Source organism: Myxococcota bacterium (assembly GCA_039030075.1).
Lineage (GTDB): Bacteria > Myxococcota_A > UBA9160 > UBA9160 > SMWR01 > JAHEJV01.
Genome location: JBCCEW010000015.1, coordinates 89,737 through 112,673, shown reverse-complemented (window position 1 = coordinate 112,673; position 22,937 = coordinate 89,737). Strand labels below are relative to the sequence as shown.

At 68.5% G+C, this 22,937-nt stretch carries 22 protein-coding genes; 3 read left to right on the top strand and 19 right to left on the bottom strand.

The window, feature by feature from the left end; translation table 11 throughout:
- The first annotated feature begins 52 nt into the window (after positions 1-52).
- Positions 53-598 carry a YkvA family protein gene (locus AAF430_16495; protein MEM7411832.1) on the top strand — a complete coding sequence of 182 codons (546 nt, stop codon included), beginning with the start codon at positions 53-55 and terminating at the stop codon, positions 596-598.
- Between the two features lie 55 nt (positions 599-653).
- Here AAF430_16495 and AAF430_16490 read toward each other — a convergent pair whose 3' ends face one another.
- The 10 genes from AAF430_16490 to AAF430_16445 form a co-directional block, all read right to left on the bottom strand.
- A complete protein-coding gene (locus AAF430_16490; protein ID MEM7411831.1) occupies positions 654-1,355 on the bottom strand; it encodes a DUF3313 family protein in 702 nt (233 codons plus the stop codon).
- Positions 1,324-2,724: a tetratricopeptide repeat protein gene (locus tag AAF430_16485; GenBank protein MEM7411830.1), complete on the bottom strand. Its 1,401-nt coding sequence runs from the start codon at positions 2,722-2,724 to the stop codon at positions 1,324-1,326. Before AAF430_16485 ends, AAF430_16490 begins: the two co-directional genes overlap by 32 nt.
- The gene (locus AAF430_16480) at positions 2,721-3,338 is read right to left on the bottom strand and encodes an energy transducer TonB (protein ID MEM7411829.1); all 618 of its coding nucleotides are present in this window, start codon (positions 3,336-3,338) and stop codon (positions 2,721-2,723) included. The genes AAF430_16485 and AAF430_16480 overlap by 4 nt, the downstream gene beginning before the upstream one ends.
- Positions 3,335-3,739: a biopolymer transporter ExbD gene (locus AAF430_16475; GenBank protein MEM7411828.1), complete on the bottom strand. Its 405-nt coding sequence runs from the start codon at positions 3,737-3,739 to the stop codon at positions 3,335-3,337. Before AAF430_16475 ends, AAF430_16480 begins: the two co-directional genes overlap by 4 nt.
- 6 nt (positions 3,740-3,745) lie before the next feature.
- Entirely contained in the window at positions 3,746-4,273 is a 528-nt protein-coding gene (locus tag AAF430_16470) for a MotA/TolQ/ExbB proton channel family protein (GenBank protein ID MEM7411827.1), read from the bottom strand.
- Positions 4,266-5,603 carry a MotA/TolQ/ExbB proton channel family protein gene (locus tag AAF430_16465; GenBank protein MEM7411826.1) on the bottom strand — a complete coding sequence of 446 codons (1,338 nt, stop codon included), beginning with the start codon at positions 5,601-5,603 and terminating at the stop codon, positions 4,266-4,268. Before AAF430_16465 ends, AAF430_16470 begins: the two co-directional genes overlap by 8 nt.
- Positions 5,604-5,644: 41 nt before the next feature.
- A complete protein-coding gene (locus AAF430_16460; protein ID MEM7411825.1) occupies positions 5,645-6,469 on the bottom strand; it encodes a DUF3450 domain-containing protein in 825 nt (274 codons plus the stop codon).
- A 143-nt stretch (positions 6,470-6,612) separates the two neighbouring features.
- The gene (locus AAF430_16455; protein MEM7411824.1) at positions 6,613-7,551 is read right to left on the bottom strand and encodes a hypothetical protein; all 939 of its coding nucleotides are present in this window, start codon (positions 7,549-7,551) and stop codon (positions 6,613-6,615) included.
- A 53-nt stretch (positions 7,552-7,604) separates the two neighbouring features.
- Positions 7,605-9,173 (bottom strand): long-chain-fatty-acid--CoA ligase, encoded by a 1,569-nt coding sequence (locus tag AAF430_16450; GenBank protein ID MEM7411823.1) that lies wholly within the window; start codon positions 9,171-9,173, stop codon positions 7,605-7,607.
- A gap of 76 nt (positions 9,174-9,249) precedes the next feature.
- A complete protein-coding gene (locus AAF430_16445) occupies positions 9,250-9,726 on the bottom strand; it encodes an Lrp/AsnC family transcriptional regulator (GenBank protein MEM7411822.1) in 477 nt (158 codons plus the stop codon).
- Positions 9,727-9,918: 192 nt separating this feature from the next.
- Between AAF430_16445 and AAF430_16440 the strand changes: the two genes are divergently transcribed.
- On the top strand, positions 9,919-11,142 hold the full coding sequence (locus tag AAF430_16440; GenBank protein MEM7411821.1) for a putative sulfate exporter family transporter: 1,224 nt from the start codon (positions 9,919-9,921) through the stop codon (positions 11,140-11,142).
- On the opposite strand, the gene AAF430_16435 is transcribed toward AAF430_16440, so the two are convergent.
- Genes AAF430_16435 through AAF430_16410 form a run of 6 tightly spaced genes read right to left on the bottom strand, consistent with a single transcriptional unit; the run spans position 11,139 to position 17,508 of the window.
- Positions 11,139-12,713 (bottom strand): amidohydrolase family protein, encoded by a 1,575-nt coding sequence (locus tag AAF430_16435; protein MEM7411820.1) that lies wholly within the window; start codon positions 12,711-12,713, stop codon positions 11,139-11,141. The genes AAF430_16440 and AAF430_16435 overlap by 4 nt on opposite strands.
- A gap of 59 nt (positions 12,714-12,772) precedes the next feature.
- Complete coding sequence (locus tag AAF430_16430) at positions 12,773-13,684, bottom strand: LLM class flavin-dependent oxidoreductase (protein ID MEM7411819.1); 912 nt, start codon at positions 13,682-13,684, stop codon at positions 12,773-12,775.
- A 20-nt stretch (positions 13,685-13,704) separates the two neighbouring features.
- On the bottom strand, positions 13,705-14,862 hold the full coding sequence (locus AAF430_16425) for an acyl-CoA dehydrogenase family protein (GenBank protein MEM7411818.1): 1,158 nt from the start codon (positions 14,860-14,862) through the stop codon (positions 13,705-13,707).
- Complete coding sequence (locus AAF430_16420) at positions 14,859-16,037, bottom strand: acyl-CoA dehydrogenase family protein (GenBank protein ID MEM7411817.1); 1,179 nt, start codon at positions 16,035-16,037, stop codon at positions 14,859-14,861. Before AAF430_16420 ends, AAF430_16425 begins: the two co-directional genes overlap by 4 nt.
- A gap of 2 nt (positions 16,038-16,039) precedes the next feature.
- Entirely contained in the window at positions 16,040-16,699 is a 660-nt protein-coding gene (locus tag AAF430_16415; GenBank protein ID MEM7411816.1) for a nitroreductase family protein, read from the bottom strand.
- Positions 16,700-16,713: 14 nt separating this feature from the next.
- A complete protein-coding gene (locus AAF430_16410; protein ID MEM7411815.1) occupies positions 16,714-17,508 on the bottom strand; it encodes an enoyl-CoA hydratase-related protein in 795 nt (264 codons plus the stop codon).
- Between the two features lie 139 nt (positions 17,509-17,647).
- On the opposite strand from AAF430_16410, the gene AAF430_16405 reads away from it, so the two are divergent.
- The gene (locus AAF430_16405; protein MEM7411814.1) at positions 17,648-18,289 is read left to right on the top strand and encodes a TetR/AcrR family transcriptional regulator; all 642 of its coding nucleotides are present in this window, start codon (positions 17,648-17,650) and stop codon (positions 18,287-18,289) included.
- On the opposite strand, the gene AAF430_16400 is transcribed toward AAF430_16405, so the two are convergent.
- The 3 genes from AAF430_16400 to AAF430_16390 form a co-directional block, all read right to left on the bottom strand.
- Positions 18,223-19,683: a hypothetical protein gene (locus AAF430_16400; protein ID MEM7411813.1), complete on the bottom strand. Its 1,461-nt coding sequence runs from the start codon at positions 19,681-19,683 to the stop codon at positions 18,223-18,225. The genes AAF430_16405 and AAF430_16400 overlap by 67 nt on opposite strands.
- Positions 19,684-19,892: 209 nt before the next feature.
- Positions 19,893-21,200: an MFS transporter gene (locus AAF430_16395; GenBank protein ID MEM7411812.1), complete on the bottom strand. Its 1,308-nt coding sequence runs from the start codon at positions 21,198-21,200 to the stop codon at positions 19,893-19,895.
- Positions 21,201-21,211: 11 nt separating this feature from the next.
- A complete protein-coding gene (locus AAF430_16390) occupies positions 21,212-22,780 on the bottom strand; it encodes an AMP-binding protein (GenBank protein ID MEM7411811.1) in 1,569 nt (522 codons plus the stop codon).
- Between the last annotated feature and the right edge of the window lie 157 nt (positions 22,781-22,937).

Here is a 22,937-nt window from a genome sequence, read left to right as displayed (position 1 = left end):
ACAGCGGCGAAAAGGGCTGCCCTCGAGGTCCCAGAGGGACTAGGATGCCGGCATGCGAATCGTACTCGACCTCTCCGACAAGGATCTCCGTTACTTCCGCAAGTGCCTTCAGACGGTGAAGAAAGGCAAGCGGGGCGGAGACGAGGCGCTGATCCTCCAGGCATCCAACGAGCTGATGGAGGAGGTGGCAGAAGCAGAGGCCCCCGAGTTCGTTCAAGACCGCTTCAAGCAACTCGAGAAGCTGGTTCGCATGCTAGAGGACGAGCGCTGGCGCCTCACCGGCCCCGACCGCGCGCGCGTCCTGAACGTCCTCGCCTACTTCGTCGACCCGGACGACCTGATCCCCGATCGCATTCCCGGCATCGGCTACCTCGACGACGCGATCATGGTGGAACTCGTGGTGCAGGAGCTGCGCCACGAGATCGAGGCCTACGACAAGTTTTGCGAGTTCCAGGCCTCGGGGAAACGCGCGCCCGAAGAGACCGAGCGCAAGCGCCTCGCCCTTCAGGGCCGGATGCGCCGCAACCGACGCTCGGACCGCGAACGCCGGCGCTCGCGGCGGCGCGCAGGCGCCAAGGCCCCGCTCGGTCTCTGGTAGCCGACCCGCGGCGCGGTCCCGTTCCCGCGCGAAGAAAGCGCGGACCGTCTGCGGTTCAGGTGCGCAGGCGCTCGAGGTGTCGTCGCAGCTGCAGGGCCCAGTGTCGCATCGCGCGACGCGCCCCGGCGCCGTCGAGGACGTTGCCCTGGTTCTGAATGGGAGCGCCGAAGCGGACCACCGCCTGACGTCGGTCGACGACGCGTGCCAGCGGCTCGTTGCTGACCGAATCGCGTACGTCCAACACGATCGTAAAGGCCGGGGCGCGACGACTGAAACGCGTCTCCGAACCACGCGGCGTGGCGACGACCGGCGCCACCATGTCGAGGGCGTGGGCGCGAACCGTCAAGGTGTCGGGCCCCGGGGCGTCGGCGAGCTGCCAGTCGCCCGTCTTGCGGAACTCGCGCTCGAAGGTTTCCTGGAAGTAGCGCCGCAGCCGAATCTCGTCGTTCTCGGTGAGACGTCCGGTCTGCGGAGCCGCTCCGCGCACGGGCCGCGCACCGGCCTCGAGTCGAGGTGTGCCCCGGTAGCCGATCGCCCCGAACTCGAAACGGACCTTCTGGTACTGGCCGAGGTCGAGGGTGGGCTTCGCGTAGGCGCCCCACACGCGATACGACCGCACCTGCTGCAGCCCGTCGGGCGTGAGCGCCTCGGGGAGGTAGTGCACGCCGGGCTGCGCACAGCCCACGCCAGCGGCGAGGGCCGCCGCAGCGAGCCAGAGCCGAGGGTCAGCCGCCGGTCGCCGCTGCCGTATCGCCACCACCACTCGCGGCGGCCTGCTCGCCCCCGCCGCTTGCCGCGGCTTCGCGCTCGATGTGGGTGATCCAGCCTTCGGCCGCTCGCTTCGACTTCTCGTAGCGCGAAGCACGCCCGAACGAAGCCACCGCCTGCGAGACCTTCTTGTCGTTGTAGTAGGCGATCCCGAGAAGCAACTGGGCGTTGCCGACATTGTCGAGCCCCCCGCGCGAGATGGCCTTCTTCAGCAGCTTCGCGGCTTGACCCCAATTCTCGCGCTGCATGTACACCTGGCCCAGCCGCACGTACAGGTTACCGTCCGGCGCCATTTCCGCCGCCTGCGCCAGGGGCGCCAGCGACTTCTCGTACTCGCGGGCGGCGATCCAGCTGTTGGAGAGCAGCTCGAGATTGTCGACGTTCTCGTCGACCCGGCCCTCTTCCAGCCCCTGCTGAAGCACCTTCGCGGCGGGGTACGGCAACTCGTGGAACAGGTAGGAGCGTGCCAACCGGACCAGCTCCTTGTCGTCGTCCAGGAAGCCCTGCTTGTAGGCGAGCTGCTGCACCGCGAGCGCATGCCGGTAGTTGTCGCGCGCACCCCAGAGCAGGGACAGCTGCACCCAGTACTGCTTCTTCGGATAGCGGAGCACCAGCTCTTCGAACACCGGGATCGCGCTGCCGTAGTCCTCGTTCTGGATGTAGAGGGCCGCCAGCAGCGTCAACCAGCCTTCCTTGGGCTCGTCGGACATGTCGACGGCGGTCTCCGCCGCGGCCAACGCGTCCTTCGGCTTCTCCTGCTGGTAGTAGGAGACCGCGAGCAGGTAGTAGGCGATGGGTGTCGGCTCGAGGGTGTAGTCGAACCACTCGATGATCGCCTCGGTGACCTCGGGCCACTTCTGTTGACCCGCGAGCAGCTGAGCCGTGTTGAAGCGCAGGCCCGCTTCCTCTTTCGACTGCAGGATCTCCTGCTGCACCGCCAATCGGAAGTTCTCGACCGCTCCGGCCGGACTGCCGGCGGCGTAGGAGGCGTAGCCGCGCATCAGGTACACCCGGGCGCGCTCGAAGGGGTTGAGGCGCTTCGGGTTGAGCTTCGCGAGGTGCGCGAGCGCAGCCTCGCCATCCTCGGCCTCGAGCTCCTCGCCGGCCGCGGTCAGGAGACGCGTAGCGCGCGACCGCAGAATGAACTTCTTGCGGAGCTTCTTCCGCTCGGCGTCGCGCGCGCGGAGGCGCTCCATCTTCGCGCGATCCTCGGCGGAGAGCTCCGCCACCGGTTCGGGAGCGGGCCGCCGCGCGTCGGGGTCGTCGTACTGGGCGTGGGCTGCAGCGGCGAACAGCAACCCACAGGCCAGAAGACCAGCGAGTACGAGAATCCGGTGAGCGCTGTACGACGATCTCATCGTTTCTTCCCCAACTCGAAGACCACCCGCGTCGCCATGCCCGGCCGCTCGACCGGCTTTCCGTCTTCGATGCGGGGGTTGAAGCGCCATTTCTTGACGGCGGTCACGGCCGCGCGGTCGAAGATGCTCGGCGGAGAAGAGCGGATGACCCAGGCTTCCTTCACCGACCCGCTGGCCGCGATCGTGTAGCCGACCTCGACCCAACCGGTGATGCCCCGCTGCTCCGCGCGCGGCGGATACTGCGGCTCGACCCGGACCAACGGCACCGCGTCCTGGTCGGCACCACCGGCTCCCAGGCTGGTCGCGCTCGCCAGCTCGACGCTGGTGTCGACCACGGGGACGATTTCACCCACGCCCTCACTGGGGTTCATGTTCTGGGCGAGGTTCATCTGCGGCGGCGGCGGCGGCTGCTCGGGTTTCTCCCGCTTCGGGGGTTCGCGCTTCTTCGCCTCGGGAGTGGTGTCCCGCTTGACGCGAACGAACTCGATCGAGCTGCCGCCACTCGCATCACCCAGCTCTCCGGTGACGGTCACGAGCGCCTGCATCCCCCAGAAGAGGAAGAAGGTGATGACCATCGCGAGGCCAATGGCGACAGGGAAGCGAGCGGCGGTCAATTCACGACCTCGGCTGCCAGCGACACGCTCTCGACGCCGGCTTGGCGGGCCGCATCCATGACCTGCACCAGGAGACCGTTCTCGGACTCCTGATCTGCTTGGACAATCACCGAGCCCTGCGGGTTCTCCGCATGGAGCCTCTCGATGTTCGGCCGGAGCGCGCGGGGGTCGACCGGGCGGCCATCCATCCAGACTTGATTGTTCCCCGTGATCATGACGACGATGTTGCCCTTGGCGGGCTTCGTCGACTTCGAGGCGGGCGGGCGACTGACGTCGATGCCCGCCTCCTTCACGAAGGACGCGGTCACGATGAAGAAGATCAACATGATGAACACGACGTCCAACATGGGCGTCAGGTTCACCTCTTCTTCGTCTTCGCCTCTAGCTCTGCGGCGTCTCATGCCAGTCTACTCGTGAACGATCTCGAGCTGGTCGGACACCCGCTGGCTCTCGTCCCGCGCAAAGCGGTCGAGCTGGATGCTGAAGAGCATCCCCGACAGGGCGGCCACCATCCCGGCCATCGTGGGCAGCGTGGCCTTCGACACGCCACCGGCCATGCCGCGCGCGTTTCCGCTGCCGGCAATGGCCATGACGTCGAAGACCTCGATCATGCCCGTCACCGTGCCGAGCAGTCCGAACATCGGACAGACCGCCACGATCGTCTTGATTAGGTTCAGACCCCGCTCGAGCTTCTGCTGGACTTCCGAGATCAGCATCCGACGGATCTGGTGGGCATTCCAGGACGAGTGATCGTCCCGCGAGTCCCAAGCGCGCTGCACGCGATGGGTCTCTTCCTTGTGCCCGGTTCGGAAGTACCAGAAGCGCTCGATGATGAGGGTCCACATCACCGCCGTGACGAACGCGATCACGAGCAGGACGTTGCCGCCCAGCTCGATGAAGTCGCGTACGGCGCCGTAGGCCTCGAATTCAAACATTCCCGTGCTCGGCCCTCGTCGCGATCAGGCCCGCGCTCTGCTCATCGAGGATGTCGATGATCCGGCGCGTGCTGTTCGAAAGCGTCGCGTGCAGCAACACCAGCGGAATGGCCGTGACCAGACCCAGCATCGTGGTGACCAGCGCCTCGGAAATACCGCCGGCCATCATCTTCGGGTCGCCGGCGCCGAACAGGGTGATCGCCTGGAAGGTCTGGATCATACCGGTGACCGTCCCGAGGAGACCCAGCAGCGGGGCCACGACGCTCACCGTCTTCACGAGCCAGAGGAAGCGCTCGAGGTTCGACGACTCGCGCAACACCGCTTCGTCGAGCTTCAGCTCGAGGGTCTCGGCGTCCACCTCCCGGTTCTCTTCGTGAACGCTGAGAATGCGCCCGAGCGGGTTGTCTTCGCGGGCACCACTCGCCTTGCGCTGCGCCTCGACCTTGCGGCTCGTGTTCGAGATCACTGCCCAGCGGATCAGGCCCAGCACGAGGGCGAAGAAGCCGAGCGACAGGATCACGTAGCCGACCACGCCACCCTGGTTGATCCGCTCGGTGAAGCCGGGCGTATCGGTAAGGGCGTTGAGCAGCGAACCGCTCGAGGGATCCACCGCGAGGGGTGCAAAGCCCGTCGTGGTCGCCGCGAACGGCTCGACCGTGTCGACGTAGCGCGACGGCGGCTGACGCGTCAGCTCCCGCAGCTTCTGCTCCTCGGCTTCCCAGAGGAGGTACTTGCCACCCGACATCGCGCCGAAGGGCCCGGTGCGGATGACCTCGCGCTCCTCGACCTGTCCGTCCGTGGTGAGGATCGGCGTGGTGTAACGCGACACCTTCCCCTGGGCGGTCATCTCCCGCTGGAGCTCGTACCAGAGGCTCTCGAGGTCTTCGGTCGAAGGCAGCTCCTTGCTGCGTCCCAGACGATCGAGCAGCTCGCGGCGCCCGCCCAGCTCGGAGCTGGTGAGCGATGCGAACACGTAACCCGAAAGGTCCGTCGACACCTGGCGCACGACGCCGAAGAGCTCGCCCATCTGACCGAGCGCCTCGGTCAGGCGATTCTCGTAGTCGCCGAGCTTGCCTTCGTTGGTGTTGTAGGTCTCTTCGAGCTGCTGCGAGAGGTTCTCGAGGCTGCGCAGGTTGCCCTGCGCCTGCGCGAGCAGCTCGGCCTGTCGCTCGCGCTCCCGCTGAAACTCGGTCAGCCGCTGGCGGTTCTCGGCCTTCTCGACCTGGAACCCCTGACGGACGAGCTCGAGGAGCTCCTCGAGCGAACCGGCCTCGGGTGCGTCGACCTTCGCCTGCGCGAACGCCGACAGCGGCATCACGAGCGCGGTCATCGCAACCGCGCCGATCCAAATCTTGCAAATCGAGCAGCGCATCAGACCGACCCTCCGGAGGTGGCCGCGGGCAGCGGCAGTCGGATCAGGTCCGGCGCAGCCTGCTTGCGCGCGATGCGCAGGCCCTGCCGCACGGCCGATCGGTAGCTGGAATCGAGCGCGTCCCAGCTCTTGGTTTCCTTGTTCCACACACCGGTCTGAGTCTCGTCGAGGCTCTGATAGACCAGCGCGATGCGACCGAAGCGGAGGAAGTCGACCGTGATCTCCTTCCCACCCTGCTTCAGCGTCGAGCGGTACGCCTCGATCGTGCGGCCGTACTCGTTCTCGATCTGGTAGGCCTCCATGATCTGGCGGAACTTCTCGGCAGTCGTCACGTCGGCGCGTCCCATCACCGCCTTCAGATCGTTGACGCGCTTGGTGCGCTCATCGATCAGGAAGGGAATGTCGAGCGCCACGAACTGATCGATGGCTTCGATCATGCGGAGCATCAGCGGCGTCACGCTGCGGCCGACGATCTCGACGCGATCGACCTGGTCGGTCAGCGACGCGAGCTCGGCCTCCTGGGACGAGATCAGCGAGCGCATCTGATCGTTGTAGACCCGGATCGCATCGATCTGCTTGAGCGTCGTTCGGTACTGCTCGAGCAGTCCACCGGTGGCATCGCTCAGCTCATCGATGGTCTTCTGAACGGCGGCGGATGCATCGTTGGCGTCGGAACGCTCGTCGACGATTTCGGCGAGCTTCTCTTTGTCATCCGATGCGGCGTCGGCCGCTTGGCCGAGGGCTCCGTCGGGCAAACCCAGGGTGAGCACGACGGCTCCCAGCGCACTCGCTGTGATGGCGAGCACGTTCCTTGACCATGACATGAAACACTTTCCTCCCAAGTCAAAAGGCACCCCGCCTTGACTTCGTCGCCGTAGCCTAAATCACCGGAATGCTTCCGTGTTGAAACATCTTGACGTCGCGCCCCGCGGGGAGAGCGCCGACGCCGGCCCCTTTGAGTAGCGCCCTATTCGCGGCGCGGAAACCACTCGATCTCCCACTCATCGTCGTCGGATTCCGCGGTCGCGCCGTCGTCTCCGGGCGGTTCGCGCGGCTCCGGCTTGCCGGTGACGACCCGATTCGGCGCTGGTGTTTCTTCCGGAGGCACTGCCGGGGCCGGCGCCTCCGGTGCCGCCGACTCGGACCCGCTCTCCGACTTCGGCTCCGACTTCGTCGCGGTCTCCGAACCGTTCGGCGGCTCGGGAGACGCGGCGCGCGGCGGTGCGCGCTGCGCGTCCCGCGTCGCCCAGTAGGTTTCGAACAGGTACTTCGCCCCGTAGCGACCGGCGATGACGGTCCGGTCCGTCTCCACCCAAGCTCCCAGGGCGAGCGACTCGATCGCGAAGCTCGCGAGCAGCGGGTGTGGCGTCTCGATCACCCGGATCTGCGACACGCCGCCGGCGGCGTCCAGCTCGAACTCCAACCAGACGCTGCCGACGAGCTTGGCTTGCTCCGCGCCGCGCTCGTAGCGCGGCTTGGGCGACTCGAAGGCCGGCGGCGACGAGGGTGCGCGGGTCGGTGCGCGCTCCCCGAGTTGTGCCTTGCGCTCCGCGGGAATGCGCCCGGCATAGGTGCTGTCGGGATACCCGTCGACCAGCAACCGCCAATGCGCGAGTGCCTGCTGATGGCGACCGAGTCGGTCGAGGCAGCGGGCGCGCAGCCATACCGACTCGGCCTCGAAGCGCCCGAGATCGGCCGCACTCTGGGCGCGGCCGATCGTATCGAGCGCCCGCGTGCAACTGCCCCGCTCGACCAGGTCGCGCGCGAGCCGAATCGACGATCGGCGTTGGCTCTCGCGCACCGATTCCCACATCGAGGTGCAACCACCCGTCGCGAGCAACAAGACGAGCAGGATCGCGACCCGTCGGGAGCCGATCCACGCGAATGCGCCGTTCGGGCCCGCCACGCGGGTCGCGTGCGCAGCCGTAGCCCCCGAGCGATGCCGCGCCGCCTGGTAACTCAATTCACCCTGCGCTTCTGGCCCGCCCAGTAGGGCTCGCGCAGCTCGGTCTTCAGGATCTTGCCCGACGGGTTTCGCGGTAGCGCCGCGAGCCGATCGATCGACGTCGGGCACTTGTAGTGGGCCAACCGCTCGCGGCAGTAGCTGATCAGCGCTTCCTCGCTGGCCGCGGTCTCGGGCGTATCGACCACGATGGCCTTGACCGTCTCGCCCCAGCGCTCGGAGGGCACGCCGATCACCGCGACGTCGGCGACGTCCGGGTGCCCCATCAAGACGTTCTCGATCTCCGCCGGATACACGTTCTCCGCGCCCGACACGATCATGTCCTTCACCCGGTCGTGGATGAAGAGATAGCCGTCTCGCAGATAGCCCGCGTCGCCCGTGCGAAGCCAACCGAGGCCAGAAGCGTCGCGTCCTTCCGGGAAGGTCTCGGCCGTCGCGTCGGGGTTGCGCCAGTAGCCCTTCATGTTCTGGGCGGAGCGCGACCAGATCTCGCCGACCTCGCCGTCCTCGACGTCGTTGCCATCGGAGCCCACGATGCGCAGCTCGACGTCACCCCAGGGCTGTCCTGCCGAACGCAGCAGGGAGGCGCGCGGCCCGCCCGGATCGTGGTCCTGCTCGACGAGCGCGACGATCCCGCCGGTGGTCTCGGTGAGCCCATAGGCCTGGACGAAGCCACAGCCGAAGAGCTGCATCGCGCTCGTCAGCACCTGCTCGCTGATGGGAGAGGCTCCGTAGACGACGCTGCGGAAGCTCGAGAAATCGACCGCGTCGGCACCGGGCGCGACCGTGAGCATCTGCAGCACGGCGGGAACCAACAGGGCGTTGGTGATCCGATGCTCGGCGATCAGCGCGAGGATTGCGCTGGGGTCGACTTCGCGCAGCACGACCAGGGTGCCGCCACCCCAGAATCCCGCGATTCCCCAACCACTGCCGGCGATGTGGAACAAGGGCATGGCCACCAGGACCCGGCTCTCGGCGTCGAGGCTCCAGACCTTCGCCCCGGTATCCATGGTGGTCAGGAAGTTGCGATGGGTCAGCTCGACGCCTTTCGGGAGCCCGGTCGTCCCGGAGGTATAGAGCTGGTAGCAGGTGTCGCTCGGATCACAGGACACCCGGGGATCCGTCGCGGGGTGGGCCGCGATCCAGTCCTCGTAGCAGACTTGACCGTCGCGAGGCGCGCCGAACACCACCACCCGTTCGACCGTTTCGAGCTTCATCTGGGCGAGGTGATCCAGGAACTCGGCTCCGATGAAGAGCACGCGGGCCTGCGAGTGGTTGAGGATGTACTCCATCTCGGGAGGCGCCAGCCGCCAGTTCACCGCGAGCGTGACCGCGTTGCCCATGCCCGCGCCGAAGAGCACCGCGAAGTACTCGCCCGCATTCTTGTCGAGCACGGCCACGCGGTCCTGCGCGCCCAGCCCTTCGCTCGCGAGGGCCTGGGACACCTGGGCCGCTTCGTCGCGCAGCTCGGCGTAGGTCCAGCGACGGTCACCGGAGATCAGGGCGCAGTGATCCGGTCGCGCGTCGGCGTGCTGCCTCAGGATGTCGGCCATGCTCTCGAGCACCAGAGCCCTCCGAGAAGTGGGCGCGCGAAGCAGCCCGACCGACGATTCTACACGCTGGAAAGCGAGGAATCGGGCGTCAGGCGCCGAGTTCCGGGCCCAGCGGCAGTTCGGTGGTCGATTTGATGCGCTCCATCGCGAAGCTCGAGCTGACGTCGTAGAGGTCGGCCACCCGGATCAGGCGCTTGTAGATGCGGTCGTAGTCGGCCACGTCGCGGGCGACGATCTTCATCAGGTAGTCGATCTCCCCGCTCATCCGATACAGCTCGACCACTTCAGGAATGGCGCGAACCCCCTTCGCGAAGCGGGCGAGCCAGGCATCGGTGTGCTGGTTGGTGCGGACCGAGACGAAGACGGTCAGTCCGAGCCCGAGGGCGGCGGGGTCGACGAGTGCGACGCGGCGCTCGATCACGCCCTCGGCCTCGAGTCGCTTGATCCGCCGCCAGCACGGGTTCTGGGTCAGTCCGACCTCGGCCGCGATCTGCTCGATGGACCGCGACGCGTCGCGCTGGAGCTCCCGCAGGATCGACAGATCGATCGAATCGAGCTTCGGCATCGAGCTCCTCCGGCGCGACCGCGGATCCTCGGCGCGGGCTGGGCAAGAACGCTTCTCGAGGTGCCTATCTTAGCAGAATCTCCCATGACAGATGCCGATCGGGGCAGTTTTGGGATCCTTTGCTCGCAAGTGAAGCCTAAGCTCTGCCGAAGTTCGGGACGAGGGCCTGCGGCGCCCTCGAGGAGGGCATTGGTGAGCACGCGCGACCTCGGCTCGCTGTACGAGAATCCCGAGCGTTTCCGGTTCGCGGGCGCCATGGAAGGCGTACCCGAGGCCCCCGCCCCGCCCCAGCCGGACATCGCGGATGGGGATGGCTGGCGACGCCGCGGCCACACCGCCCTCGAGGACCTCGCCCACCAGCTTCCGGGCCTGGCGATTGCCGCCGCGCTCGCCGCGGCCGCGCTCGCCGCCACCCACTTCGCCGCCCAGGCCGCCGGCTTCGAGCGGAGCCCCCTACCGGCCTCTCTCGCGGCCATTCTGTTCGGCCTGGCGTTGCGCAACTGCTTCGGCCTGCCGGGCGCCTACGCGCCGGGCCTGCGCTTCTGCACCCAGCAGATCCTCCGTTTCGGGGTTGCCCTGCTCGGACTGCGCCTGTCGCTCACCGCGGTCGGCGCCCTCGGTGCCCAGGCTCTTCCGATCGTCGTCGCCTGTCTCTTCGCGGCCGGCGTCGGCGTGCACGCACTCGCGCGGGCCGCCGGCTTGTCGCCCCGACTGGGCACGCTGATCGCTGTCGGAACGGCCATCTGTGGTAACAGCGCCGTCGCTGCCGCGGGCCCCGTGCTCGGCGCGAAGGACGACGAGGTCACCTACGCGGTGGGATGCGTGACCCTGTTCGGTCTGCTCGCCCTCGTCGCCTACCCGTTCCTCGCCCCCGCGCTGTTCGCGGGGGATCCCTGGGCCATCGGCACCTTCCTCGGCGCGGCGATTCACGACACGGCTCAGGTGGCAGGAGCGGCTTCGTTGGCTGCGACCCAGCAGGCCTCACCCGAGATCCTCGACGCCGCCCTGGTCACGAAGCTGCTGCGCAACGCCTTCCTGCTGCTCGTGATCCCGCTGGCCGCGACCTGGCACCATCGACGGGGCACCGCCCCGGGTGCCGGCAAGGGCGTCCGTTGGCACCAGGCCGTCCCGCTCTTCGTCCTCGCCTTCCTCGGGCTGGCCGCCGTCCGCACCCTCGGCGATCTGGGCGACGCGCCTTTCGGGGGTTGGCTCACCGCGCAGAGCTGGAATGCCGCCCTCGACCTCTCCGCCGACCTCTCGGCCATCTGCCTCGCTCTGGCAATGGCCGCGATCGGACTGGGTACCCACCTGCGGAGCCTGCGCGCGCTCGGTGCGCGCCCGCTCATGGTCGGGTTTGGCGCCGCCGTCGGCATCGGAGCCGTGGCCGCCCTCGGAATCTCGCTCTCGCTCGGCTAGCGAGACGTGCGCGCTAGTAGGCGCTTCCCCGGAGCGACGCCGTCGACGACTTCCCCGTGCTCGACGACGAAGACGCCACGCACCAGCACGTGCTCGAAGCCGGTCGACGCGCGGAAGGGCTCTTCGAAGGTGGCGTGATCCTGCACGGTGTCGGGATCGAAGACGGTGAGGTCCGCGTCGGCACCGACCTGCACCCTGCCCTTCCGCCGGAACACTGGCGCCCAATCCTCGAGCACCCGTGCCGGGCCGAGCGTCATCTTCGCGAGGGCGTCCATCAGCGAGAGCGACTCTTCCTCACGCACGTACTTCCGGAGCACCTTGCCGAACGTCCCGATCCCGAACGGCGGAACCGCCACGTCGAAGGACAACACGGGCAACCCGTCACTGGCGACGATCACGTCGGGCGCCAGGGTCGCGACCCGCGTCCACTCCTCGCGGTTGTAGTGGTGGATCACCGCGCCTCCGGGAAACCGCCGCCGATAGTCGTGCCAGGTTTCCTCGGTCAACCACTCGCCGGTCTCTGCCCACTGCACGTCGCCGTAGCTGATCCCGAAGATCCGCTGCCAATCTCGATCGAAGACGGCGGCGGTGATCGCCGTCGACCCGGCGTTGTACGGGAACGATTCGGTGGTGACGCGCACGCCATCGCGACGAGCCGCGCGAATTCGATCGAGGAAGGTGTCGATCGCCCCCATCGCACTCGACTGCACATGACACACATGGACCGGCGCGCCAGTCTCGCGGGCGAGGTCCAGCACCTCGTCCAGACCCGTCGGGTCTCCCGCCACGCCGCGTCGCACGTGGACGAACACCGGCGCCCCGCGCTCGGCCGCCACCTCGAACACGACGCGCAGCTCGGCGTCGCTCACCGCGCTGCTCATGTAGTCGAGCAAGAGACCGATCCCGAGGCCCCCTTCCTCGAGGCCGCGACGCAAGCCGTCGCGCAGCGCGGGCAGCTGTTCGTCGGGCAGCAGCTCCTTGAAGGCCGGGCCGTCGAGGCCACCTCCGCCGCCTTCGCGCAGCACATGGGCGTACACGTCACCGATGTTCGAGGCGGCGTCCTCGCCGAGCAGCAGCTGGCCGCGCAGCCACGCGTGGCCGGTCGACGCCCCGAAGTTGCCGAGCGGCCGCTTCGCGAAGTCGAGCGGTGCGTGGGTGCCGAGCGACGCGACGGGATAGCTGCCCGCCTCGAGCTCGAGCCCGGTGGTGACGCCGTCTCGCACCTGGAAGCGCTGACCGAGAGGCGTCATGTCGTGGCGGTGGAGATCGATGAAGCCGGGTGCGACGACGAGCCCTCGGACGTCGACCACGCGATCGCCCGCCAACGGCATCTGGGAGATCGCCACGATGCGCCCCCCTTCGATCGCGACGTCGCGCAGCCCGTCGAGCCCGGTCTCGGGGTCCACGACCCGACCGCCGCGCAACACGAGTTCGGCCGGGGGACCGCTGGGGACCGGCACGCTAGGCGCACAGGCGGCCGCCGCGAGGCAGAGCCCGATCGTCGCGGTGACGCGCGCGAACCGCCCGCCCCGCCGTCGCTCCCTGTCCTTCGCCTGCCGCTCGCGTCGCATGCGCCCGTCCTCCGCCGCGTATTCTGCGACGTCCCAGGGGCGGCGACCAGGCCGCGCGGCTATCCCGCGAGCTGTTCGCGGACGCGCGCGATGCCGTCGATCGAAGCCTCGGTCGATTCGGAGACCGCCATCACGTTGAAGTCGACGCAGCCCACCTCGCGGTAGGGCGCGAGGAACTCGGCAACCGCTTCCGGCGTTCCGTAGGGCGAGTACTTTTCGAAACGCTCGAAGGGAATTCGGTACATGTTCTCCATGCGGTGCTTGAGGCGCTCCCGGGCCCGGTCGCGGTCGTCGTCCAGGCCCACCCAGACCTGAAGACCGTGGCGCCAGGTCACCTCGCGCTCCTTCCCGTGTTCGGCCACCTCCGCGAGCACGGCCGCGAAGCGGCGGGGTGAACACCAGACGCCGAGCCATCCGTCACCGAGGGTCCCCGCCCGGCGAATCGCCGCGTCCGACCGCCCCCCCACGACGATCGGGATTGCCGGGTCGGGCGCAGGGCGAATCAGCGCCGCGTCGAAGGAGAAGAACGCATCGTCGTGACTCGTCGGTTCCCCCGACAAGAGACCCCGGATCGCGGTGAGACAGGCATCGGTGCGTCGGCCTCGCGTGCGCGGATCGACGCCGCAGATCTCGATCTCGTGGCGGTCCTCGCCGCCGACGCCGACGCCCAGGACGATCCGACCCGGCGCCGCCTCGGCCAGGCTCGCGAGTTGGCGCGCGACCGGTACCGGGTGCCGCAGCGCGAGGAGGTACACGCCGATGTGCACCCGCAACACGGGATCCAGCGCCGCTGCGGTCGCCGCCTGGATCAGCCCGTCCATCCCGAACCCGGTGTGGAAGCTGATGTGGTCGGCGACGAAGACGTGATCGACGCCCGACTCCCGGGCGCGCGAGAAGAGCGCACGACGCGCATCGAGCGGACCGCCGAGCATGTGCTCGTCCGCGAGGACGCCAACCGAGAGATCCTGCATCGAGAGCCCTCTCCCCTCTACTAGAGCTGCGCGGTGTTGGTCGGCAACCCGAGCAGGAGTCGACCGGTCAGCTCGAGCGTCGCCGGGCTCACCATCATGTGTTGGGTTGCGACGTGCACGTCCCGGAAGATGCGCTGCAAAGGAGACGTCCGGTAGACCGAGCTGCCGCCGGCGAGGTGATACATGCGATCCACGGCCTCCGCGCTAGCGCGGGTGGCGTGGGTCGTGGCGAGGCGGACGTCGCGCTTCTCGTCGACCCCAATCCGCCCCTCGGTCGAAGCTCGGTCCCAGGCCGCTTCGATCGCCTCGTAGTAGAACGCGCGCGCCGCCCGCAGGCCGGCTTCGGCCTGCGCCACCTCGGCCTGGGAAGCGGGACGCTCGGCCAGGGTCCGGGCGCTTCCCTCCGGCTGCTTTCCGCCTGCGAGTTCCACCAGCGCCTCGATCGACGCGCGGGCCAGGCCCATCGACACCGCGGCGATGCCCATCGCGAGCAATCCGAACGCGGGAAAGGCGTAGAGCGGCCGCTCGAGCGGGCCGTCCACCCCCACTCCCGCAGCGCGCCCGTCCGGGACGAAGCGATCCTGAATCGCGAAATCGGTGCTGCCCGTTCCGCACAGTCCGGACACGTGCCAGGTGTCGAGGAACTCGATCTCGTCGGCCGGCACGAGCATCAACCGCGAGCGCGGCGCGCCATTCGGGAGCTTCTCCACCTCGCCGTCCCGGATGATCTGGCATCCCCCCATGACCCAATCGGCGTTCTGGGTGCCCGAGCCCCATGCCCAGCGGCCATCGACCCGAAAGCCGCCGGCCTCGACCACCGCTTTGCCGCGCGGCGCGAACACACCGCCGAGCAGCGTATGGGGATCGGCAAAGATCTCGCGCGCCGACTCCGGCGGCAGCGCCGCCAACACGGTCGACGAGGTCACCGCGATGAACACACACCAGGCGCTCGACCCATCGGCCTGGGCCAACGCTTCGATCGTACGCGCCGCGTCCGCGGGCGGCAGCTCGAGTCCGCCGTACACCTCGGGCGCCCACATCCGATAGAAGCCCGCCTCAGCGAAGCGCTTCGAGAGATCCGCAGGCAGGCGGCGTGCGCTTTCGATCTCGTCGGCGCGCGCGCGGACCTCCGGATCGAGTGACCGGGCGGCCGCCAGGGTGTCGACGCTGGCGGTCACGACTTCGCTCCCTTCAATCCCAGGCCATTGGCGATGTTGTTCTTCTGCATGTTCGACGAACCTCCGACGATCGGCATGCCGAGCAGATCGCGTACGTGCCGTTCCATGTCGTGTCCCTCGGCGAGTCCGTAGGCGCCCATCACCCGCTGACAGAGCAGCGCGATCTCGACGCCGGTGTCGGCGACGAAGAGCTTCGCCATCGAGGTCTCGACCGAACAGGGTCGGCCCTCCTGGGCGAGCCACGCGCCCCGGTACAGCATGGCCCGGCAGGCCTCGAGCTTGGTGCGCGCCTCGACCAGGTCGTGTCGCACCGCCTGGTGCGCGCTGATCGGCACCCCGAACTGCTTGCGCTGCTGGGCGTACTCCCAGGCCTCCTCGACGGCGGCCTGTGCGATCCCGAAGGCGACGGCCGTGATCTCTAGCTTCTCGACGTCGAGGGCCTTCCCTGCGAGCATCCGCCAACCCCGGTTCCAGCCCGCCTCGCCGCCCACGATGTTCTCCGCCGGGATCTTCGCGCCCTCGAAGATCACGTCGCTCGAGAGCGTGTAGCGGAGATTCGCGTGCTCGATCGGATGGACGCGCATACCCGGCGTGTCCCTCGGCACCAGCACGAACGACAGGTTCTGGTAGCGCGGTGCCTCGGCGTAGCTGCGCACCAGGCAGTAGATGTAGTCGGCCCAGTCGGCGCCCGTACACCAGCGCTTGAAGCCGTCGAGGATCAGGTGCTTTCCATCTTCGCTGCGACGCGCCGTCGTCGTGACGCTCGCCAGGTCGCCACCCACGTCGGGCTCGGACAGGCCATAGGCGAACAGGATCTCGCCGGCAGCGAGCTTCGGCAGCAGCGTGCGCTTCTGCTCCTCGGAGCCGTTCTCGGAGATGTTCATGCCACCGTAGAAGGCCGCATGAATGAAGGGCCCGGCTGCGAAGGCACCGCCGCGAGACAGCTCCTCGATCACCGCGATCGCCGCCACCAGGTCACGCCCCTGACCGCCGTACTCCTCGTCGATGGTCACACCGCACACGCCGAGCTCCGCCAGCTTCTGGAACAGCTCGGGAGGGAAACGGTGATCGCGGTCCCACTGGCGCACCTGATCGGGCGGCATCTCGGTCGCCACGAAGCGGCGGACGACGTCGCGCAGGACGCTGATGTGTTCGGGTTCGTCGGCGAAGTACACGCTCAGCCCCAGGCCTCGCCCCAGCTGTCGACGTAGGCGAGCTTCGAGACGGGTTTCCGCGAGATCGGACCGTGTCCGCGCAGGACCGGGGTTCCGATCGGGACGGCCGCTGCGGTGGCCCAGGGTTCGGGGATGCCCAACAGCGCACGCACCTCGGGTTCGGTCTCGCACAGGAGCGTGGTCAGCACACAGCCGAGGCCTTCGGCACGGCAAGCGAGCAGCGCGTTCTCGACGGCCGGATAGATGGAAGCGCCTCCGACCACCGACACGCGATCCTGCTCGAGATCCGTGATCGCCATGTTCTTCGGGTTGAAGCAGAAGATCAGGACGACCGGCGTCTCCCCGAAGTGATCGGCGAGGTAGTTGCCGGCATCGAACATCCGCTCGGTCCTCGCGCGGACGGCCTCGGGCGCGCCCTCGAGCTGGGCCATGTGTTGATCCGAGTACCTCGCCCAGCGCGCCGCATAGAGCTTCTGCAGGGCCTGCTTCTTCGCCGGATCCTTCACGACCAGGACCCGCCACGGCTGGACGTTGCCACCCGTGGGCGCCCAGCTCGCCGCCTCGAGAACGCGCTCGAGCACCTCATCGGGGACGGGATCCGGCCGGAGGCGACGCACAGCGCGCAGCGTCCGCATCGCTTCGTAGAGCCCGACGTCGCTCATCTTCGCCTTCCTCCCTAGCGGCCGCGGAAGCGCGGCGCGCGCTTCTCTTGCATTGCCGCCAGTGCCTCCTGGTGGTCTTCACTCTGGAACGTGACGATCTCGAGGGCGGTCGAGGTGTCGAACGACGTGTTCAGCGCGTCCTTCACCAGCTTGTTCACCGCTTGCTTCGTGTACCGGACGGCCAGGGGCGCGCCCGCGGCGAGACGCGTGGCGAAGGCGAGCGCGTGCTCCTCCAGCGCATCCGCCGGGACCACCTCGTTCACCAGACCCATCTCGGCAGCGAGAGGCGCCGGTACCGGGTCGCCGGTGAGCAGGTACTGCTTCGCGCGCGCGGGTCCGACCAGCAGCGGCCAGATGGCGGCACCTCCGTCGCCCGCGACGATGCCCACGCGGACGTGCGGATCGACGAAGCTCGCCGCTTCGGACGCGAAGATGACGTCGCAGAGCAGTGCTAGCGACGCCCCCAGCCCGACCGCAGGGCCGTTCACCGCTGCCACGATCGGAAGCTCGACGTCCAGCAGATCCCAGATCATCTGCTTCGCGTCGCGACGCAGATGCTCGAGCTTCTCGAGGTCATCGAGGGTCGGGAACCAGGCGAAGTCGCCACCGGCGCTGAAAGCCGGGCCCCGCCCGGTGAGCAGGATGGCCCGCGCCTGGTCCTCGCGCTTGAGCTCGCGGAACAGCCGGGTGAACTCGTCGTGGAGCAAGGCGTCCACTGCGTTCAGCTTCGAATCCGGGTGATCGATCGTCACGCGCAGTACGTCGCCGGGACGATCGAAGTGAAGGGTGCGGTACGCCGAGGGGTCCATCGCGACTCCGGGTCCTGGGGGGCGCTCGGGGCGCCTGCGAGCCAGCACAGGATTCCAGAAAAATCAGAGTTCAGCTATAATTTTTTCGAATTTTTCGGAATCGAGTTCTCCTGCGCCACCCGCGCAAGACCGGGGACCCGTGGCCGCGAAGCACCCTGTCTCTCCCACGACCCGACGCACCCAGCGCAAGCTGATCGACGCCACCCGTGCCGAGATCGCCCGCGATGGCAGTTTCGGCGCCGAACGGGTGGCCCTGCGCGCCGGCACCTCGGTGGCCACCTTCTACCAGTACTTCCCGTCGAAGCGCGACGCGCTCGCGGCGGCGTTCGATGACCTGATGGAAGACCTCGACGCCTTCGTGGCCGAGCAGGTCCAGCTCGAAGCGCTGGTGGACGAGGGTCTCGAGGGATTCAGCCGCGGTTTCGTGGCCGCGGGCGTGCGCTTCTTCTCGGAACACGCCCTGCTCTTCCGCTGCGCGCTCGCCGAGCTCCCCGGCGACCGCGCGCTGCGCCGCGTGTATCGAGACCAGGAGCGACGCACCCTGGAGCGCATCCGCCAGTTCGTGGAACGGGGCCAGCGCACCGGGCTCGTGCGCCGCGGGGACCCGAACACCCTGGCGCGGGGCTTCCTCGTCCTCGCGCAGGGCCTGAACAACCCGCTCCTGCTGCGCGGCCCCGACCGGGCCCCGGTGCTGCGCGAACTCGCGCGGGGGCTCTATGGGTTCCTGGCACCCGACGCGTCCGGGGCCGGGGGCGCCCGGAAACGCTCGCCGCGCTCGTAGAGCGCGAGGCGCCCCGCGAGACCCGCACGCAGCGCCTCGGACGCGTGCGCCGGAAGCAGGGACAGTGCGCGACGCTGGCTGTCGATCGCGCGCGGAAAGAACCCGCCCGCGGCCTGGGCCGCGGCGAAGGTGTCCCACACGGTCGGGTCCTCGGGCTGCCGCTGCACGGCGAAACGCGCCAACAGGAGCGCACGGCCGGGCCGCACCCGGGCGTCGACCGGGTCGGTGGCGTAGCTCCACGCCAGGTTGTTGGCGACGTTCACTTGCGGTCGCAGCTCGTGGGCCTTCTCGAGATGGGCGCGCCCGGCGGGCACCGCCCCCCGTTGCAAGAGCGACGCGCCGAGGTGCTGATGGATCAGGGCGTCGGGCCCGACGACCTCGAGGGCCCGCGAGAAGAGCGTCACCCCGTCGACCCAGTACGCGAGCTGCCGGCGCGTCTCCACCGCGCTCGCGACCAGGGTGAGGACGGCCAGCGTGGCCGCGGCCGCCCGGAGCGTCGGGCCGCGCACCCGATCGCGCACGCCGAAACCCAGCGCGATCGCGAGCCCGACGATCGTGACGTACGCGTAGCGATCCGCGCGCGCCTGGCCGCCCACCTGCACGATTCCGAGCATCGGCACGAGCGCCCCGAGGAACCAGCACCACCCCATCGCCCACCAGGCTCGCCGCCACTGCCAGACGACGAAGCCGGTCACGGCCAGGAGCAGCGCCAGCGCGCCACCCACCGCCCAGGCCGAGAGGACCACGGGATGCGGGTAGAACACCGCGAGGTCCCGAGGCCAGAAGAACGCACCGAGGTAGCCGACGTATGCGAGCGGCGCGTTGGCCAACCGGGAACCGAGACTCAGCTCGTCCAGGCTCGCCGTCGCGCCCACGTCTCGCTGGGCCATGACCGTCAGGACGGCGAGGCCCACGACCGCGGCGAGGAGGGGCAGCTTCTCACGCACGCACCGCCACACAGCCGCGCCCGCGAAGCGTCCCGCAGGGTCCTGCATGCGCCCGAGCGGCCACGCATCCCAGAGCAGGAGTACCAGCGGCAGGGTCACCGAGATCGGCTTCGCACCGAGCGCAGCGCAGACCGCCAGCGGAACACCGAAGCGACGCACGCGCGACGGGGGTCCGGCGTGGAGCCAGAAGCTCAGCATCCAGAAGGTGCCGGCCACGACGCCCTTGCGTTCCGAGGCCCAGGCCACGCTCTCCACCTGCAGCGGATGCAGCGCGAATACCCCCGCCACCCAGGCACTCGTGAACGTCGAACCGGTCCCGCGCCGCAGCGCCAGGAAACAGAAAAGAGAAGCGAGTGCGTGCAAGAAGACCTGGGTCGTGTGCACGCCCGCGCTGGACCGGTCGTTCGTTGCGGCGTCGAAGAAATAGGTGGCCCAGGTGACGGGCATCCAATTCCCACCGCGGAAGCTCGTGAGGGACCACCCGAGCCCCTCGAACGCGTAGGGACGCTCCAGCGCCGGATTCTCACTGACGAAGATCGGGTCATCGAAGGTGAGGTAGGCATGCTCGCGAGTCGGGCCGTAGACGAAGAGTACGGCCGCGACGAGTGCCGTCCCGACGACGATGGCCTGCCAGCGGCCCTGGCCGGACGAGTCGCTCAGGAGCGGGCGCTCGCGAGATCATCGCGCAAGAAGCGCGCGGCGATGATGAAGTGGACGCACGACCAGATCCCCATCACCGCCGCCACCCAGGCCATCGAATAGCGGATGGCCGTGGGACCGACGTCGGTAAACACGAAATCGTTCAGGACGCCGACGGCCTGGGGCCCGAGCCCCAGCCCGATGATGTTGATCACGAACAGGAGCACGCCCGACGCCACCGCCCGCATCTGCACGGGCGCGAGTGTCTGCACGGTGGAGAAGACCGGCCCCTGATACATGGCCGCAATCAAGAGGCCGAGCGACGAGACCGCCAGGGCGACGTCGATGTCGCCATGGAAGAAGAAAAAGAGCGTGAACGGGAGTGGCCCCGCACACGCGAAGGCCGGCACCCACATCCACCAGCGCAGGTCTCGCTGACCGAGGCGATCGGCGAGATAGCCGGCGAGCACCGAGCCGATCGCACCCGAGACGCCCAGCGCGATGCCGTACTTGGTGCTGAGTTCGCCGTCCCAGTAGTGGACCCGGCGAAAGAAGGTCGGCGCCCAGCTCACGAAGGAATAGCCCGCGAAGGCGGTGAGACCGGTGCCGAGGGAGAGATGCCGAAACGACCGCTTCGAGAACAGGAACCGGACCACCTCGCCGACCGACGGAGGTGCTTCGGTCGGCTGGGGCGCGACTTCCTGGGCGCCGCGCGGGGGCTCGCGCACCGTGAAGCGCACGAGCAAGGCGACCAGGAGCCCGGGCAATCCCACCAGGATGAAGGCGTTCCGCCAGCCCCAGAACTCCTCGAGCCAGCCTCCGGCGATGACGCCGAACAGGATCCCGATGTGGATGCCCATCGAATAGATGCCGAGGGCGGTCGCGCGCCGCTCCTGGGGAAAGTAGTCGGCGAGCAGGGAATGGGCGGGCGGGGAAAGCGCCGCCTCGCCAACGCCGACGCCGATCCGCGCGAGGGACATCTGCAGGAAGTTCTGCACGAGTCCGGAGAGCGCCGTGAACGCGCTCCAGACGGCGATCCCGATCGCGATGATGTTGCGGCGGACCGAATGATCGGCCCAGCGCGCGATCGGGATCCCCAGCGTCGCGTAGAAGATCGCGAAGGTCGGGCCCGTCAAGAACCCCATCGCGGTGTCGCTGACGCCGAGCTCTTCCTTGATCGGCTCCAGCACGATCGAGATGATCTGCCGGTCGACGAAGTTGAACACGTACGCCACGAACAGGATGCCGAGGACGTAATTCGCGTACGCCGGCCGGATCGGCGGAGAAGGCGATGCCTCCGCCTGCGGAGATTCAGGAGCGCTCACCGCATCGGTTCCTAGTGCACACCCCGGCGGGCATCGCCCCAGTACTGGGCACGCAGGACCTTCTTGTCGGCCTTGCCGACCGCGGTCAAGGGCAGCTGATCCACGACGTCGATGGTCTTCGGCGCGTAGACGGGCCCTTTCTTCTCCTTCACGAGCGTGATCAGCACGTCGGCGTCGATCTCGGCCCCCGGCCGGGGCACCACCACCGCCTTGACGGCCTCGCCCCACTTGTCGTCGGGTACCCCGATCACCGCCACCGACGAGACGCTCTCGTGGCTGGTGAGCACGTCCTCGATCTCCCGCGGAAATACGTTGAAGCCGCCGGACACGATCATGTCCTTCTTGCGGTCGACGATCGTCAGGAACCCGGCGTCATCCTGCACGGCCATGTCCCCGGTGTGCAGCCAACCGTCGACGATCGTGTCGGCGGTGAGCTCGGGCTGACGGTAATAGCCTGTCATGACGCAGGGCCCCTGGACGCAGATCTCGCCGGCCTCGCCGTCGGGGACCGCCTGGCCCGCTTCGTCGAGCACGGCCACGCGCACGTTCGGCATGGGGATTCCGCACGAGGCCAGCCGCGCCAGATCCTTCGTGTCGTGGTGGTCGCGCCAGAGACTGGTGGCGATGCCCCCACACTCGGTCTGACCGTAGAGCTGGGCGAAGACCGGCCCCAGACGCTCGATGCCCTCGACGAGGCGCGCTGGCGACATCGGCGAGGCCCCGTACATGATCGTTTCGAGGCTCGAGAAGTCGGCCGCATCCAGTCCCGGGTGGTCGAGGAGCACGTAGATCATCGTCGGCACGAGCAGCGAGAGGGTGATGCGTTCGCGTCGCACTGCCTCCATCCACGCTTCGGGATCGAAGCCGCGCTGCAACACCACGGTGCCACCACTCATGAGCGTCGGGGTGATGAGCATCCCCGCGGCGTGTGTGATCGGTGCACACGCCAGATACCGCCGACTCCGCGGCAGATCCCACCCCGCGGAGACGGCGAGGGCCATCTGGGCCACGGCGCGCTCGGGAAGCTGCGCCGCCTTCGGAACCCCGGTCGTCCCGCCGGTATAGAGGAGCCAGGCAATGTCATCCGGGGTGTTGGGCCCGGGCTCGAGCGGACCCGCGCCGATCTTCGAAGCCGCGGTCAGGAGATCCGTGCCCACGTCGGAGGGCCCGTAGGTGAGGACCGTCTCGACCGGCGCGCACCGCGCCAGCAATTCCCCGGCGCGCTCGGCGTACGCCGGATCGACGCAGAGGATGCGAAGCTCGGCTTCGTTGCACGCGTAGGCGTGGTCTTCGAAGCTGCCCATCGGGTGAAGCGCGGTATAGCGCCCCCCCGCGAGGTTCGCGCCGAACTGACTCATCCAGACTTCGGCGCGATTCGGCGACAGCACGCCGATCCCCTCGCCGCGTCCGAGTCCGCAGTCGCGGAACACCGCCGCGAAGCGACGCACCTGATCCGCCGCTTCGGCGTAGCGCACGCTCTCGCCGTCCTGGCGGAAGGCCTCTCGGTCGCGCCATCTCGAGAGCGCGTTCAAGACGAGTTCGGTGTGGGTGATGGGACGGTGCAGTGCTTCCGCTCCCATCGGTCCCTCCCCTCTTCGCCCTGGCGGCTTCGTCCGAACCCGGCGTGCGCCGCGGAGTCGACACTGTGGCGTCGTGACCCCGCTCGCGAGGCGCAGTCTATCACGCGACGCCCGCGAGCTGGGTCAACGAGCACCCGGGTCGCGACCGCTGTGTGAG